Raw genomic sequence first — 15088 nt, forward strand, 5'->3', positions numbered from 1 at the left:
ACATTACTGTCATATGAATGTAATATAGAGCGCGTAGACGGCTACTGACGCTAATCGTCATAGGCTTTTTACAACAGGAGCTGCTGCTCATGAACAAGATGATTTCCTCGACCGCGGCGCTGGCCATTGCCGCCGTTCTGTCGGTTTCCGCTGCCCAGGCGCGCGATCAGATTCAGGTTGCCGGTTCCTCCACCGTGCTGCCTTATGCAAAGATCGTCGCTGAAACCTTCGGCGAAACCTATCCGAACTTCAAGACGCCGGTTGTTGAATCGGGCGGTTCGGGCGCCGGCATCAAGGAATTCTGCAAGGGCGTCGGTGAAAACACCATCGACATCGCCAATGCATCGCGCGCCATGAAGGATTCGGAACTGAAGTCGTGCGTTGACGCTGGCGTCAAGGACGTTCAGGAAGTGCGCTTCGGTTATGACGGCATCGTCTTCGCAACCGACGCCAAGGGTCCGGATTGGAAGCTGAAGCCGGAAGACGTCTACAAGGCTCTGGCCGCCAAGGTTGTTGTCGATGGCAAGCTGGTCGACAATCCAAACACCAAGTGGAACCAGGTGAACCCGAACCTGCCGGATTGGGACATTGCTGCCTATATCCCGGGCGAAAAGCACGGCACCCGTGAAGTTTTCGAAGAAAAGGTTCTGGCCGACGGCTGCAAGCACTCCGGCGCTCTGGACGAAATCAAGAAGGCCGGTCTTGACGACAAGGCCGCCGCTTCGGCCTGTATCGCAGTGCGTAAGGACGGCAAGGCTGTCGACATCGACGGCGACTATGCTGAAACGCTGGCGCGCATCGACTCCAACAAGACCGGCGTTGGCGTTTTCGGCCTCTACTTCTTCGAAAACAATGCCGACAAGCTGAAGGTTGCGACCGTCAACGACATCACGCCATCGGCTGCGACCGTCGCCTCGGGTGAATATCCGGTTTCGCGCCCGCTGTTCTTCTACGTGAAGAAGGCTCACCTCGGCGTCGTGCCGGGCCTCAAGGAATATGTCGATTTCTTCCTGAACGACCAGATGATCGGTCCTGACGGCCCGCTCGCTGAATATGGTCTGGTTCCGGCTCCGGATGCAGAACGCGAAGCACAGCGCGCCGCCTTCACCGAAGGCAAGACGCTGGCTGCAAAGTAAGTCTAAATCTGTGGAACGCGGGGATGAAACCTCCCCGCGTTCTTCTCCTTTCGCGCCATTCTAATATGAGAGGCGCAATCGCGCGGAACTGACAGTCTGGTCATTGGGGACACGTCTATGTCGTTTCGCATTTTTCAGGGCAACCGGGGAAATTGAATGTCCTTCTTTCTGGTTCTCGTCAGCGTCATTGCAATCGGGTTGGTCGGCTTCTTTATTGGCCGTCAGCGCGCCGTTGCACTGGACAAAGCGCAGCCTGTCGCGCCCCAAGGTTCGGGGCAAGGATCGACGGCCGAGAAAATGCATTCCCGCCCGCATTATCATGGCTGGTGGGTTTTCCTCGTTTCTGCATTGCCTGCAGTGCTGTTTCTTGCCGTCTGGGCTGTCGGATCGTCCGTCTATCTCGATCACAGCGCCACCGCACGACTACCCGATGCCGTCGAGGATGGTTCTTACACCAATCGCAGCCTTCAGCTCGGAATGGTGCGCGGCCTCGCCAACGGGCTTGAGCGCCTGACACCGGCTGAGCTGGAAAGCTTCCCGACCAACTATCAGGATGCGCGCTCGGTTCTCGGCAACAAGGGCGTGGCTCTCGCAACCGAGGGGCAGGACTATATGGTGCCGATCGCCCTCTATCTGAAGAAGGCGACGGACCTCACGCACACGATCGGCGCTGCCGTGGCGCTGGTCATTGCGGTTGCCGGTCTGATTTTCGGTCTTTCCACGATCAACCGCCGCATGCGCGCCCGCAACAATGTCGAGCGCATCGTGCTGTGGGGGCTGATCGCCGCGTCGGGCATCGCCATTCTGACCACTGTCGGCATCATCTGTTCGATGCTGTTTCAGACGATCAGCTTCTTTCAGTCGGTTTCGCCGTGGAATTTCTTCTTCGGTACGGTCTGGGATCCCCGCTTTGCTGCTGCCGGTTCCGGCGGTGAGACGGGCCAGTTCGGCCTGATCCCGCTTCTGGCCGGTACGCTCTATATCGCGCTGGTCGCTATGCTGTTCGCGGTTCCGGTCGGTCTGTTCGCCGCCATCTACATGGCCGAATATGCCTCGCCGCGCGTGCGCACGGTGGTCAAGCCGGTGCTTGAACTGCTCGCCGGTATTCCCAGTATCGTCTACGGCTTCTTCGCCCTTGTGACGGTCGGCCCGTTCCTGCGTGATCTTTCCGCCGCGATTGCGGGCGGTCAGGGCTTCATCATGGCGCAGAGCGTTTTGACCGCTGGTCTTGTCATGGGCGTGATGCTCATCCCATTCGTGTCGTCGCTCTCCGACGACATCATCACCGCCGTGCCGCGCACGCTGCGCGACGGCTCGCTCGGTCTTGGCGCCACCCGCTCCGAAACCGTCAAGCGCGTTGTCCTGCCAGCGGCTCTGCCGGGCATTGTCGGCGCACTTTTGATGACCGCTTCACGCGCCATCGGCGAAACCATGATCGTGGTTCTGGCGGCAGGCGTTGCGGCGCGTATCAACATCAACCCATTCGACGCGATGACCACCATCACGGTGAAAATCGTCAATCAGCTGACCGGCGACCTTGAGTTCAACTCGCCGCAGACGCTGGTTGCCTTTGCACTTGGCATCACGCTTTTCGTCCTGACGCTGATCATGAACATCTTTGCGCTGCATATCGTGCGCAAGTACCGGGAGCAGTACGAATAATGACCGATACGACCTTCAACGCAAGCGGTACGGCGACTGCACAACCCGCCCGCCGCGATATCGGACTGAAACGCCGCTACGCTGCCGAACGCCGCTTCCGCCTCTATGGCATCGCAGCAATCGCCATTGGCGTGTTCTTCCTCTGCGCGCTGCTGTTCTCGGTTTTCTCCAAGGGCTACACCGCCTTCTGGCAGACGACGCTCTACCTTCCGGTCCAGATCGACGCGCAGGTGATTGATCCGGGCAACAAGCGGGCGACCGATCCGAACGTGCTGATCGCCGCGAACTATCCGCTTCTGGTGCGCAATGCGCTGGCTGAAAAGCTCGGCGTCGCAACCACCGACCGCCCGGCCATGCGCGATCTTGGCCGCTTCTATTCCGACGGCGTGCGCGTTCAGCTGCGCCAGATGGTGATGGACAATCCCGCCATCATCGGCACGACACAAACTGTTCCGGTTCTGGCCGGTGCGGATATCGATTCCGCCTTCAAGGGGCAGATCGATCTGACCGTCCCTGAAACGAGCCGCAAGGTATCGGACCGTCAGGTTGACTGGATGAAGACGCTTTCGGAAGAAGGCGTCATGAAGGAGGCATTCAACACCGGTCTCTTCACTTATGGCGCATCGAGCCGCCCGGAAACGTCGGGGCTCGGCGTGGCGCTGGTCGGTTCGCTCTACATGATGCTGATCGTGCTGGGTCTGGCTCTGCCTATCGGAGTCGCCGCTTCGATCTATCTGGAAGAGTTCGCCAAGAAGAACCGCTGGACGGATATGATCGAGGTGAACATCAACAACCTCGCAGCCGTACCGTCCATCGTGTTCGGTCTGCTGGGGCTTGCGGTCTTCGTCAACTTCTTCAACCTGCCGCGCTCAGCCTCGCTGGTCGGCGGTCTGGTGCTGACGCTGATGACGCTGCCGACGATCATTATCGCAACGCGTGCCGCCCTGCGCGCCGTGCCGCCGTCGATCCGCGCAGCAGCGCTCGGTCTCGGTGCTTCCAAGACGCAGATGGTGTTTCATCACGTGCTGCCGCTTGCCGCACCCGGCATTCTGACGGGCACGATCATCGGGCTTGCCCATGCGCTGGGCGAAACCGCGCCGCTTCTGCTGATCGGCATGGTGGCTTTCGTGGCGGATGTTCCGTCCACGCCGATGGACCCGGCGACCGCCTTGCCTGTCCAGATCTATATGTGGGCCAATGAAGCAGAACGCGCCTTTGTGGAACGCACGTCCGGCGCTATCATCGTCTTGCTTCTGTTCCTGGCCGTGATGAACATTGCAGCAATCATTCTGCGCCGCCGGTTCGAGCGCCGCTGGTAAACGGGAGTCGAAGCTATGAATTTGATGACTGAACGAACTCTCGAGAAAGCCGTAGGAGAAAAGATGAACGCCAACGCCAGTTCCGTAAAGATGCGCGGCGACAAGGTTTGCGTATTCTATGGTGAGAAGCAGGCCCTTTTCGACGTCAATCTGGATGTTCCGGAAAAGATGGTGACGGCGCTGATCGGTCCTTCCGGCTGCGGCAAGTCCACCTTCCTTCGTTCGCTCAACCGCATGAACGACACGATTGAAGGTTGCCGCATCGCTGGCAAGATCACGCTCGACAATGAGGATATCTACGATCCGAAGATCGACGTGGTGGAACTGCGCGCCCGTGTCGGCATGGTGTTCCAGAAGCCGAACCCGTTCCCGAAGTCGATCTACGAGAACGTCGCCTACGGCCCGCGCATTCACGGTCTGGCCCGCACGAAGGCCGATCTGGAGGAAATCGTCGTGACCAGCCTGCAGAAGGCCAGCCTGTTCGAGGAAGTGAAGGATCGCCTGCACGATGCGGGCACGGGCCTTTCCGGCGGCCAGCAGCAGCGCCTGTGCATTGCACGTGCGATTGCGGTTAGCCCGGAAGTCATCCTGATGGACGAACCCTGCTCGGCGCTTGATCCGATTGCCACCGCCAAGGTGGAAGAGCTGATCGACGAACTGCGCCAGAACTACACCATCGTTATCGTCACGCACTCGATGCAGCAGGCGGCCCGCGTTTCGCAGCGCACCGCCATGTTCCATCTCGGCAATCTGGTCGAAGTGGGCGACACGGAAACGATGTTCACTGCGCCGACGGAAAAGCGCACGCAGGATTACATCACCGGACGCTTCGGCTAACAAACCGGGGGCAGGGGAAAGCAACCCTTGCGCGCGGATTGCGTCAGAACAAACAGAAGTGCGGCTTCCCCGCAATTTATATTACGAGGTCTACCATGCCGTCTCAGCATACCGTTCGTTCCTACGATGAGGAACTGAAGTTTCTCACCCACAAGATCGCCGAAATGGGCGGACATGCGGAACGTATGGTCGAACAGTCGGTCGCAGCGATCGTCAATGCCGACAACGCTCTTGCGCAGCGCGTCATTTCCGACGACCTGATCCTGGATGCCAGCGAGCGCGAAATCGACGACAAGGCCGTGATGATCATCGCCAAGCGCCAGCCGATGGCGGTGGACCTGCGCGAAATCATCGGTTCGATTCGCATTTCCGCCGATCTGGAGCGCGTTGGCGATCTGGGCAAGAACATTGCCAAGCGCGTTGCCGCCGTTTCGGAATCCCGCCAGCCGGTCAAGCTCTATCGCGGTCTGGAAACGCTCGCCGAACTGGCGCTGACCCAGCTGAAAGACGTGCTCGACGCCTATTCGTCGCGCTCGGTACAGCAGATCAATGTCGTGCGTGATCGCGACGACGAGATCGACGCCATGTACACCTCGCTGTTCCGCGAGCTGCTCACCTATATGATGGAAGATCCGCGCAATATTTCCGCCTGCACGCATCTTCTGTTCTGCGCCAAGAATATCGAGCGCATCGGCGACCATGCGACCAACATCGCGGAAACCGTTTATTACATCGTGACCGGCCTGCAGATGCCTGCCGAACGACCGAAGGAAGACCTGAGCCACGGCATCGTCGTGGATGAGGCACGCAAGCCCTGAGTAAGCGCTGCATTTGAAGCGATCAGGGCAGATGGCCGGATTGCTCCCAAATGCGGTGGAGAATGTGTGAATAGCGCGGCGGCACGCGGTCGATGGGGGGACGTGTATCTTCCGCTCGCCGGTTTAAGATAGGGAATAATGGATGTCACAGGTACCCAAAATCGCTGTGGTGGAAGACGAAGAAGCGCTGAGCGTTCTGCTGCGCTACAATCTTGAGGCCGAAGGCTATCAGGTGGACACGATGCTGCGCGGCGACGAGGCTGAAATCGCGCTGCGCGAGAACGTCCCTGATCTCCTCATCCTCGATTGGATGCTTCCCGGCGTATCGGGCATCGAACTGTGCCGCCGTCTGCGCCAATGGCCGGAGACGGAACGCCTGCCGGTCATCATGCTGACCGCGCGCGGCGAGGAAAGCGAACGCGTTCGGGGTTTAAGCGTCGGGGCCGACGACTATGTCGTGAAGCCCTTCTCGACGCCGGAACTCCTGGCCCGCGTCAAGGCGATGCTGCGCCGTGCCAATCCAAGCCTGCTGTCGCATGTTCTGAAAGTAGGCGATCTGGTGCTCGACCGTCAGCAGCACCGCGTTTACCGCAAGGAAAAGGAAGTCCGTCTTGGACCGACGGAGTTCCGTTTGCTCGAATATTTCATGATGTCGCCGGGCCGCGTTTTCTCGCGCAGTCAGCTTCTCGACGGTGTCTGGGGACCGGATATCTATGTCGATGATCGCACCGTGGACGTCCATGTCGGACGCCTGCGTAAGGCTATCAATCTCGGTCGTGCGCTCGATCCGATCCGCACGGTACGCGGCGCGGGATATTCTTTCGGCTGATCGTGCGTCGATAAAAAACTTCTTTTCGAGCCCGTCTTTCCTCATCGAAAGGCGGGCTCGATCACTTTCTGAAGCGCTCTTGCGGCCTGTTATCCTTGCCAGCCGATTCGGTCCGGCGAGACGCTGAAAAGGCTGAAAATCGCTAATCTCACGGAATGTTACGCTTCTTGTATCAAAGTTGAAGGAACCGGCGCAGGACTTTCTAAAACAGTTACGCTGCAGATTTTCCCAATCTGATGAAGCAAGATATATCAAAATTTTACAGCAGTTGCGAATTAAGGCAGGGTTGTGACCTGTATTGAGGAAATATCATTTCCATCAAATCAAAGGTTTATCTCTTTTCCGTAGGTTCATTAAGAAAATATTAATAGTTTTGAATGGTTTGTGTGGACAATTGCGCTCGTGATTCGGGTTTCATTTGCGACCATTTCGATGGTTTCAGCAATTTCGGAATTTGACCCATTGCCTTTTTTTGGCCTAAAAATTCCAAAACCTTGAAGAAGACGAGCGACGGCAGGTTGTTTGATTTTTGATCTTCGCCTGCTTTGACTTGCACCGCAGCTAGACCCGTATTGGTCATTTTTGGCCTTCGGATCGACTGCTTCAGTTAAGGGTCCTGAATATGAGACTGAGCCGTTGACGCGCGCTGGTAATTGGAAGCTGCCTGTATTGGCAGGACTGCTCGTAGCGCCCTTCGTAGTGACGGGCTGCACGACGACCGGCACCACAGCCAAGACCGAGAAGACGGCGGCCGTAAGTCACGTCAAGTCGGTCAACGGTGTGAAGACCTATACCTATACGGCAAGGGACAAGGAGTGTCTCGAGCGCGCCATGTTCTTCGAATCGAACCGCTCCAGTTCCGATGGTCTGATGGCTGTCGGCACGGTTGTGATGAACCGCCTCGCATCGGGCCGTTATCCGGATACGATTTGCGGCGTCGTCGGCCAGAAGAACCAGTTCGCACCCGGCGTTCTCACCCGCAAGATGGAATCCAGCAAGCTGCCTGATGTTCAGGCCGCAGCCGACGCCGTGCTGAAAGGCCAGCGCCATCCGAAACTGAAGAACGCGATGTTCTTCCATACGGCAGGCCTGAAGTTCCCCTACAACAACATGCACTATGTGCTGGTTGCCGGCGGTAATTCCTTCTACGAAAAACGCAATCGCGACGGCTCGTTGCAGAACCCGGTCCCGCAGGAACCGTATAACCTCGCGCTCGCCTATTCGCCGCAATCGCCTTCGCTGCCGCAAGACCCGTCCTATGACGTGACCTTGCCGCAGGCCGGGCCGGTTCCGGCAGCAGCGCCAACCGTACAGGTCGCGCTGGCGGATGCGTCCAAGATGGAAACCTCTGTGCGTGGCAGCGGCCTTGGACCGCAGGCGCGGGGCAATCGCCTTGCGCATCAGAACGGTGTAGCGACGGCGCAGCCGCAAATTCAGCAGGTCGCATCCTATCAGCCGCAATTCGATACGTCGGCACCGGCAAGCCAGCCGCAATCGCTTGGCTATGCGGCGGCAGACCAGAAGCAGGTCGATGCAATCGGCGCATTGCTTCTCTCGCAGGACCGTCCGGAAACGCCTCTATAAGTTGAGTTGAACAGATTTGGTGCGGGCTAATCTTTCCGATTGGCCCGCATTTTTCATTTGAGCTCTGCATTCCATCGCTATTAGCGGGGACGAACCACGACCGGACGATAGATCGGCTGATAGAGCATGATGGGCTGATCGTAGAAATCGACGCGGTTTTCCCAGGCGCGGCGATCCGCCCGGCGGTCGAGATCGAGCCGCTGCAGACAGTTGGCAAATGCGTCGGTCCGTGGCTTGAAGCCATAGCCGAGACATGTCTGTTCGTCGGCGGCGCGGCGCTCTTCCGGTGTCATGGTGACACAACCAGCCAGCAGGCCTGCGAGCCCCAACAAAACAAGTAGTTTCCGGTTCATCGTCATTCGTCCTGTGTAACTGCCCGCTGCTTCAATAATAGCGCAGGTGCATGAAAAAGAGTGGTGAAATTATGCCGTTTGGTAAACTGATAACGAGAGTATAGAACTGATTCCAAACCGCGCTCTTTTTTTAAAGGGACGCGTCTTCGCATCAAAAGAGGTCCCGCAGCTCATGGCTCACGATATGCAAAATCCTGTCATCGATCCGGTAAAGCTCGAACGTCTGGCGGAAGTCGCCGTGCGCGTCGGCCTGCAATTGCGCGAGGGACAGGATCTGATCATCACGGCGCCGGTTGTCGCCCTGCCGCTGGTGCGGCTGATTGCCAAACACGCCTATAAGGCTGGCGCAGGTCTGGTGACGCCGTTCTTCGCCGATGATCAGATTGCGCTGGCCCGCTATGAAAACGCGCCCGATGCAAGCTTCGACCGCGCCGCGGACTGGCTCTATCAGGGTATGGCCAAGGCCTATTCGGAAGGTGCGGCGCGTCTTGCGATTGCTGCCGACAACCCGATGCTCCTGTCCAGCCAGGACGCCGCCAAGGTTTCGCGTGCCAATCGCGCAAATTCCAAGGCCTATCAGCCTGCGCTGGAAAAGATCGCGGGCTTCGATATCAACTGGAACATCGTTTCCTATCCAAATGTGGCATGGGCGAAGCTGATGTTCCCGAATGAGCCGGAAGAGGTTGCGACCCGCAAGCTGGCCGAAGCCATTTTTGCCGCTTCACGCGTGGATGTCGAAGATCCGATCGGCGCATGGGCCGCGCATAATGCAGCGCTTCGCACCCGCACCCGTTTCCTGAACGGCAAGGCTTATAGCGCTCTGAACTTCAAGGGCCCGGGCACGGACCTGACGGTCGGGCTTGCCGACGGCCACGAGTGGCACGGCGGCGCATCAACGGCGAAAAACGGCATTACCTGCAATCCGAATATTCCAACGGAAGAGGTTTTCACCACACCGCACGCCTTGCGCGTCGATGGTTATGTCGCCAGCACCAAGCCGCTTTCGCATCAGGGCACACTGATCGAGAATATCGCCGTGCGTTTCGAAGCGGGCCGGATTGTCGAAGCCAAGGCGAGCCGTGGTGAGGAAGTGCTGTCGAAGGTACTCGACACGGACGAAGGCGCGCGCAGGCTCGGCGAAGTGGCGCTGGTGCCGCATTCGTCGCCGATCTCGCAAAGCGGTCTCTTGTTCTACAACACGCTGTTCGATGAAAATGCTGCAAGCCATATCGCGCTCGGCCAGTGCTATTCCAAGTGCTTCATCGACGGCGCCAAGCTGACGCCGGAACAGATCAAGGCGCAGGGCGGCAATTCCAGCCTCATCCACATCGACTGGATGATCGGTTCCGGTGAAATCGACGTTGATGGCATCAAGGCCGATGGTAGCCGCGAGCCGGTGATGCGTCGCGGCGAATGGGCCAGCTGAGAGCGAAACAGCAGAAATTGAAAAGGCAACGGTGCCCGTTTTCGAGTACCGTTGCCAGGAGATTGCGCAAAATGACCGGCAGCCGGTGGCTGCCGATCAAGCCGAATATCAACATCAATACTGCGTGTTGCGGTCGACGATATGCTCCAGCGTGCCATTGCGCTCGAAAGCTTCGATCTGCCGGATGATCTGCGGCACCAGCGCGGTCGCTGACGAGCTTGCGGCGGCGTGCGGGGTGATCGTCACGCGCGGATGATCCCAGAGCGCGCTGGTGGCCGGCAGCGGTTCCTGATTGAACACATCGAGCGTTGCTGCCGAAAGCAGCCCACGGTCGAGCGCCGCCAGAATATCAGCCTCGTTCTGCAAGCCGCCACGGCCGGCATTGATCAATACCGGCGCGCCGAACGGCCCGTCGCTTTTCAACTGGGCGAACATCGACATGGACAAAATGCCCTTGGTGTCCGGCGTCAGCGGCAGCAGGCAGACGAAAATATCGGCGGTCTTGAGGAAAGCGCCAAAGCCGTCGCGACCGTGATAGGTTTTGACGCCCTTGATTTCCTGAGGGCGGCGGCTCCATCCGGTCACGTTAAAACCGAGCGCGGTCAGCTTTTCAGCCGCATCGCGACCCAGCACGCCAAGCCCCATAATGCCAACCGTCACCTCATGGGCGGCAGGCTGGCGGCGATCTTCGTGCCAGACGTGGTTCTGCTGCTGCTTGCGATAGCGCGAGCCCAGACGGTGATGATCCAGCACCTGCCAGACCACATATTCGGTCATGCGCATGGTCAGATCGTCGGAGATGATGCGCACCAGCGGCACATCGGGAATGCGGTCATCGCGGAACACATGGTCCACGCCAGCGCCAAGCGAGAAGATGACTTTCAGATTGGGCAGATTGGCGAGCGAGCCGGGCTTCTGCTTCCATACGAGCGCGTATTTGACGGAAGGATCGGTCTCGGCGCGCTCGGTCACCACGGGGCGATCCGGCGCATTGTCCTTGAATGTCTTCAGCCAGATTTCCGGATCCCAATCGGTGATCGCCAGAAGAATATTGCCTTTGTCGTTGTTCGTGGTCATTGCCTCACTCCTCCCCAAGTGGTCCGATTCCGACATTTGCCTTCAATTGCCTTTAGCTCCGAGCAAATGTCGGAATCAAAGGACCACTTATCAATTCTGTATCTAGTGGAGTTTTGAATTTGACATTTGAACCTGCGTATCGGTCGGGCGGTGTCCAAATGTCAAATTCACTCCACTAGAGCGCCTCCATATGGAAGGCTGCCGCCATCAACGCCTTGGTATAGTCGGTCTTCGGATTGGCGAAGACGTCCTTCGCCGTACCATATTCAACCGCCTTGCCGTTGCGCATCACCAGCACATCATTGGCCAGTGCCCGCACCACTTTGAGATCGTGGCTTATGAAAAGATAGGCGAGATCATGCTTCTTCTGCAATCCACGCAAAAGATCGACCACTTGCGCCTGCACGCTCATGTCGAGCGCCGAGGTCGGCTCATCCAGCATCACGAACCGCGGGTTCAGCACCATGGCGCGCGCAATGGCGATGCGCTGGCGCTGGCCGCCGGAAAATTCATGCGGATAGCGGAAGCGGGTTTCGGGATCGAGGTTCACTTCCTGAAGCGCCGAGACGACACGCGCATCGCGGTCGTCTGCCGAGAGTTTCGGCTCATGCACCAGCAGACCTTCGGCGATGATGTCCGCAATGGTCATGCGCGGTGAGAGCGAGCCGAACGGGTCCTGAAACACGATCTGCATTTCACGACGCAGCGGACGCATGTCCTTGAAGCTGAATTTCGCGATATCGCACCCTTCAAAGTGGATATCGCCTTTTGATGAAATCATGCGCGAAAGGGCAAGGCCAAGCGTGGTCTTGCCAGAGCCCGATTCGCCGACGACGCCGAGTGTCTGACCGGCACGCAGATTGACATCGATACCGTCCACTGCCTTCACATGGTCGACGGTCTTGCGCATGAACCCCTTTTTGATCGGGAACCAGACGCGGATACCCTTGCCTTCCATCACCGTTTTCGCTGCCGGATCGGCAGCGGGCGGCTCGCCCTTTGGTTCGGCGGCAAGCAGATGTTTTGTATAGGGGTGCTGTGGATTGTCGAAAATTTCCGTTGTCGGTCCAGCCTCGACGATCTTGCCTTTGCTCATCACGCAGACCTTGTCGGCGATCTTGCGCACGATGCCGAGATCGTGGGTGATGAACAGCATCGACATGCCCTGCGCGGCCTTGAGCTCGGCCAGCAGCTTCAAAATCTGCGCCTGCACCGTCACATCAAGCGCGGTGGTGGGTTCATCGGCAATCAGCAGTTTCGGCTTGTTGGCCAGCGCCATGGCGATCATCACGCGCTGGCGTTGTCCGCCCGAAAGCTGATGCGGGAAGGCCGACAGGCGCTTCTCCGGTTCACGAATGCCAACCTCGTTCAGAAGCTCCAGCGTGCGCGCCCGCGCCTGAGCGTCGCCCATGCCCTGATGCACACGCAGGATTTCGCCCACCTGTCGCTCGACGCTGTGCAGTGGATTGAGCGAGGTCATCGGCTCCTGAAAGATCATGGCAATGTCGTTGCCGCGCACGCGTCGCAATTCCGGCTCGGAGGCCTGCATCAAATCCTTGCCGTTGAAAAGGATTTCACCGGAAGGGTGGCTGGCCGCCGGATAGGGCAGGAGTTTCAGCACGGAAAGCGCGGAAACGGATTTGCCGGAGCCGGATTCACCGACCAGTGCCACGGTCTCGCCTTCGGCAATGTCGAAGGACACACGGTCTACGGAAATGCGCTCTTCACCATTCTGGCGGAATGCCACCGACAAGTCGCGGACGGACAGCAGGGTTTTGTTCATGGATCCGCTCATTGAAATGCCTTTCGCGGATCGAATGCGTCGCGGGTCGCCTCGCCGATGAAGATCAGCAGCGACAGCATGACCGAGATGACCACGAAGCCGGTAATGCCGAGCCACGGCGCCTGAAGATTATTCTTGCCCTGCGCCAGAAGTTCGCCGAGCGAGGCCGAGCCGGGTGGCAGGCCGAAGCCGAGGAAGTCGAGCGAGGTCAGCGTGGTGATCGAGCCGTTGAGGATGAAGGGCAGGAAGGTCAGCGTCGCCACCATGGCATTGGGCAGAAGATGCCGCCACATGATGGTGCCGTTCTTCACGCCGAGCGCGCGCGCCGCGTTCACATATTCAAAATTTCGGGCGCGCAGGAATTCAGCGCGCACCACGCCGACGAACGCCACCCATGAGAACAGCAGCATGATGCCAAGCAGTACCCAGAAGCCAGGGGGCAGGATCGCCGCTATGATCAGCAACAGATAAAGCACGGGGATAGACGACCAGATTTCGATGATGCGCTGGAAGATCAGATCGACCCAACCGCCGAAATAGCCCTGAACCGCGCCTGCCGTCACGCCGATGATGGCCGAGAAGAAGGTGAGGATCAGGCCGAACAGCACCGAAATGCGGAAGCCATAAAGCGCGCGCGCAAAGACGTCTCGCGCCTGATCGTCGGTGCCAAGCAGGTTGAAATTGCCGAAACGGCAATTGGGATCGCTCACACCTTGCGGATAGCGCTGGCAGCGTTCCTCGGCGGAATAGAGCCAGAAAGGCTTGGACGGCGCCGCTTCCGGGATTTCATTATTCACGGTGTTGTAGGAATAGCGAATGGGCGGCCAGATCGCCCAGCCATTATTGGCGATTTCTTCCTGGATCACCGGATCGCGATAGTCGGTCACCGCATAGAAGCCGCCAAATTTCTCTTCCGGATAATCGACAAAAACCGGCGCCAGCAACTCGCCCTTGTAGGAAACGAGAATGGGGCGATCATTGGCGATGAATTCCGAGCAAAGGGCGGCAATGAGCAGGAACAGGAAAACCCACAGCGACCAGTAACCGCGCTTGTTGGCCTTGAAATTCTGCCAGCGACGACGGTTCAGCGGCGACAGCCATGGACGCTTTACGGGCTTGACGGTGGGGGTGAGGGCAGCATCCGTCATCACACGTCCCTCCGGTCGAAATCGATGCGCGGATCGATCCACGTATAGGTCAGATCGGACAGGAGCCCGACAAGCAGGCCGATCAGCGAGAAGATGAAGAGATTGGCGAATACAACCGGATAATCACGGTTGATGACCGACTGGTAGCCGAGCAGGCCAAGACCGTCGAGCGAGAAGATGGTTTCAATCAAAAGCGAGCCGGTGAAGAAAGCCGAGATGAAAGCGCCCGGAAAACCGGCAATGACGATCAGCATGGCGTTGCGGAAGACATGGCGATAAAGCACCTGATTTTCGGTAAGGCCCTTGGCGCGCGCCGTCGTCACATATTGCTTTCGGATTTCCTCGAGAAACGAGTTTTTCGTCAGAAGTGTTGTGGTGGCGAAGGCGGAAAGCACCAGCGCCGTGACCGGCAGAACCATGTGCCAGAGATAGTCGCCGATCTTGCCCCAGAACGACATTTGCGCGAAGTCGGGCGAGGTGAGGCCGCGCAGCGGGAACCAGTCGAAGAAGGAACCGCCCGCAAACAGCACGATCAGCAGGATGGCGAACAGGAAGCTTGGAATAGCATAGCCGACAATGATGACCGCGCTGGTCCATGTATCGAAGCGCGTGCCTTCCTTGATTGCCTTGCGAATGCCAAGCGGGATCGAGATCATGTAGGACAGAAACGTCAGCCACAGGCCGAGCGAGATTGAAACCGGCATCTTTTCCTTGATCAGATCGATGACGCTGATGTCGCGGAAATAGCTGCGCCCAAAATCAAAACGCAGATAATTCCATAGCATCTGACCGAAACGTTCCAGTGGCGGCTTGTCGAAGCCAAACTGCTTTTCAAGATCGGCAATGAATTGGGGGTCGAGCCCCTGTGCACCGCGATATTTCGAATTGACCGAGCCGCTATCGACCGCGCTCTGGCCAAAATCGCTGCCCCCACCGGAAAGGCGGTCCAGCGCGTCGCCGCCCTGACCGGAAAGCTGCGCGATCACGCGCTCGACCGGACCGCCGGGAGCGAATTGAACAACGGCGAAGGAAATAGCCATGATGCCGAAGATGGTCGGGATCATTAAGATCAAGCGGCGGAGGATGTAGGCGCCCATTAGCTTGGCTCTCGCGTTA

At 58.4% G+C, this 15088-nt stretch carries 14 protein-coding genes; 8 read left to right on the top strand and 6 right to left on the bottom strand.

Features of this window, described 5'->3' with window-relative positions; genetic code table 11:
- The first annotated feature begins 89 nt into the window (after positions 1 to 89).
- The 6 genes from FIC94_RS19310 to phoB all read left to right on the top strand — a co-directional run bounded on the left by FIC94_RS19310 (position 90) and on the right by phoB (position 6601).
- Complete coding sequence (locus FIC94_RS19310; protein ID WP_140026089.1) at positions 90 to 1136, top strand: PstS family phosphate ABC transporter substrate-binding protein; 1047 nt, start codon at positions 90 to 92, stop codon at positions 1134 to 1136.
- A 156-nt stretch (positions 1137 to 1292) separates the two neighbouring features.
- Positions 1293 to 2798, top strand: a complete 1506-nt coding sequence (gene pstC, locus FIC94_RS19315; RefSeq protein WP_109370087.1) for a phosphate ABC transporter permease subunit PstC — start codon at positions 1293 to 1295, stop codon at positions 2796 to 2798.
- Positions 2798 to 4117 (top strand): phosphate ABC transporter permease PstA, encoded by a 1320-nt coding sequence (pstA, locus tag FIC94_RS19320; RefSeq protein WP_140026090.1) that lies wholly within the window; start codon positions 2798 to 2800, stop codon positions 4115 to 4117. Before pstC ends, pstA begins: the two co-directional genes overlap by 1 nt.
- 15 nt (positions 4118 to 4132) lie before the next feature.
- A complete protein-coding gene (gene pstB, locus FIC94_RS19325; protein ID WP_121536974.1) occupies positions 4133 to 4954 on the top strand; it encodes a phosphate ABC transporter ATP-binding protein PstB in 822 nt (273 codons plus the stop codon).
- Positions 4955 to 5049: 95 nt separating this feature from the next.
- Positions 5050 to 5772 (top strand): phosphate signaling complex protein PhoU, encoded by a 723-nt coding sequence (gene phoU, locus FIC94_RS19330; protein WP_109370090.1) that lies wholly within the window; start codon positions 5050 to 5052, stop codon positions 5770 to 5772.
- 142 nt (positions 5773 to 5914) lie between these two features.
- Positions 5915 to 6601, top strand: a complete 687-nt coding sequence (phoB, locus tag FIC94_RS19335) for a phosphate regulon transcriptional regulator PhoB (RefSeq protein WP_078337701.1) — start codon at positions 5915 to 5917, stop codon at positions 6599 to 6601.
- A gap of 364 nt (positions 6602 to 6965) precedes the next feature.
- Here phoB and FIC94_RS19340 read toward each other — a convergent pair whose 3' ends face one another.
- Complete coding sequence (locus tag FIC94_RS19340; RefSeq protein WP_235858892.1) at positions 6966 to 7181, bottom strand: hypothetical protein; 216 nt, start codon at positions 7179 to 7181, stop codon at positions 6966 to 6968.
- 56 nt (positions 7182 to 7237) lie between these two features.
- On the opposite strand from FIC94_RS19340, the gene FIC94_RS19345 reads away from it, so the two are divergent.
- Positions 7238 to 8185, top strand: coding sequence for a cell wall hydrolase (locus tag FIC94_RS19345; protein ID WP_140026091.1), 948 nt, complete (start codon positions 7238 to 7240; stop codon positions 8183 to 8185).
- Positions 8186 to 8265: 80 nt separating this feature from the next.
- On the opposite strand, the gene FIC94_RS19350 is transcribed toward FIC94_RS19345, so the two are convergent.
- Positions 8266 to 8544, bottom strand: coding sequence for a hypothetical protein (locus FIC94_RS19350; protein WP_121536978.1), 279 nt, complete (start codon positions 8542 to 8544; stop codon positions 8266 to 8268).
- A 166-nt stretch (positions 8545 to 8710) separates the two neighbouring features.
- Here FIC94_RS19350 and FIC94_RS19355 point away from each other — a divergent pair, with 166 nt between their 5' ends.
- Positions 8711 to 9964: an aminopeptidase gene (locus tag FIC94_RS19355; RefSeq protein ID WP_109370093.1), complete on the top strand. Its 1254-nt coding sequence runs from the start codon at positions 8711 to 8713 to the stop codon at positions 9962 to 9964.
- A 114-nt stretch (positions 9965 to 10078) separates the two neighbouring features.
- On the opposite strand, the gene FIC94_RS19360 is transcribed toward FIC94_RS19355, so the two are convergent.
- The 4 genes from FIC94_RS19360 to FIC94_RS19375 all read right to left on the bottom strand — a co-directional run bounded on the left by FIC94_RS19360 (position 10079) and on the right by FIC94_RS19375 (position 15069).
- Positions 10079 to 11041 (bottom strand): 2-hydroxyacid dehydrogenase, encoded by a 963-nt coding sequence (locus FIC94_RS19360; RefSeq protein WP_140026092.1) that lies wholly within the window; start codon positions 11039 to 11041, stop codon positions 10079 to 10081.
- 175 nt (positions 11042 to 11216) lie between these two features.
- Positions 11217 to 12824: an ABC transporter ATP-binding protein gene (locus tag FIC94_RS19365; RefSeq protein WP_140026093.1), complete on the bottom strand. Its 1608-nt coding sequence runs from the start codon at positions 12822 to 12824 to the stop codon at positions 11217 to 11219.
- Positions 12825 to 12832: 8 nt separating this feature from the next.
- Positions 12833 to 13972, bottom strand: coding sequence for an ABC transporter permease (locus FIC94_RS19370; protein ID WP_140026094.1), 1140 nt, complete (start codon positions 13970 to 13972; stop codon positions 12833 to 12835).
- Positions 13972 to 15069: a microcin C ABC transporter permease YejB gene (locus FIC94_RS19375; protein WP_140026095.1), complete on the bottom strand. Its 1098-nt coding sequence runs from the start codon at positions 15067 to 15069 to the stop codon at positions 13972 to 13974. Before FIC94_RS19375 ends, FIC94_RS19370 begins: the two co-directional genes overlap by 1 nt.
- Between the last annotated feature and the right edge of the window lie 19 nt (positions 15070 to 15088).

Origin of the sequence: Ochrobactrum teleogrylli (assembly GCF_006376685.1) — a bacterium.
In the GTDB taxonomy this organism is placed as follows: Bacteria; Pseudomonadota; Alphaproteobacteria; order Rhizobiales; family Rhizobiaceae; genus Brucella; species Brucella teleogrylli.

Excerpts from the sequence above, each read along its gene's own strand:
- FIC94_RS19365 (WP_140026093.1), bottom strand. The coding sequence starts at position 12,824 with ATGAACAAAACCCTGCTGTCCGTCCGCGACTTGTCGGTGGCATTCCGC.
- FIC94_RS19350 (WP_121536978.1), bottom strand. The coding sequence starts at position 8,544 with ATGACGATGAACCGGAAACTACTTGTTTTGTTGGGGCTCGCAGGCCTG.
- FIC94_RS19310 (WP_140026089.1), top strand. The coding sequence starts at position 90 with ATGAACAAGATGATTTCCTCGACCGCGGCGCTGGCCATTGCCGCCGTT.
- pstA (WP_140026090.1), top strand. The coding sequence starts at position 2,798 with ATGACCGATACGACCTTCAACGCAAGCGGTACGGCGACTGCACAACCC.
- FIC94_RS19375 (WP_140026095.1), bottom strand. The coding sequence starts at position 15,069 with ATGGGCGCCTACATCCTCCGCCGCTTGATCTTAATGATCCCGACCATC.
- FIC94_RS19355 (WP_109370093.1), top strand. The coding sequence starts at position 8,711 with ATGGCTCACGATATGCAAAATCCTGTCATCGATCCGGTAAAGCTCGAA.
- FIC94_RS19360 (WP_140026092.1), bottom strand. The coding sequence starts at position 11,041 with ATGACCACGAACAACGACAAAGGCAATATTCTTCTGGCGATCACCGAT.
- phoB (WP_078337701.1), top strand. The coding sequence starts at position 5,915 with ATGTCACAGGTACCCAAAATCGCTGTGGTGGAAGACGAAGAAGCGCTG.
- phoU (WP_109370090.1), top strand. The coding sequence starts at position 5,050 with ATGCCGTCTCAGCATACCGTTCGTTCCTACGATGAGGAACTGAAGTTT.
- pstC (WP_109370087.1), top strand. The coding sequence starts at position 1,293 with ATGTCCTTCTTTCTGGTTCTCGTCAGCGTCATTGCAATCGGGTTGGTC.
- FIC94_RS19370 (WP_140026094.1), bottom strand. The coding sequence starts at position 13,972 with ATGACGGATGCTGCCCTCACCCCCACCGTCAAGCCCGTAAAGCGTCCA.
- pstB (WP_121536974.1), top strand. The coding sequence starts at position 4,133 with ATGAATTTGATGACTGAACGAACTCTCGAGAAAGCCGTAGGAGAAAAG.
- FIC94_RS19340 (WP_235858892.1), bottom strand. The coding sequence starts at position 7,181 with ATGACCAATACGGGTCTAGCTGCGGTGCAAGTCAAAGCAGGCGAAGAT.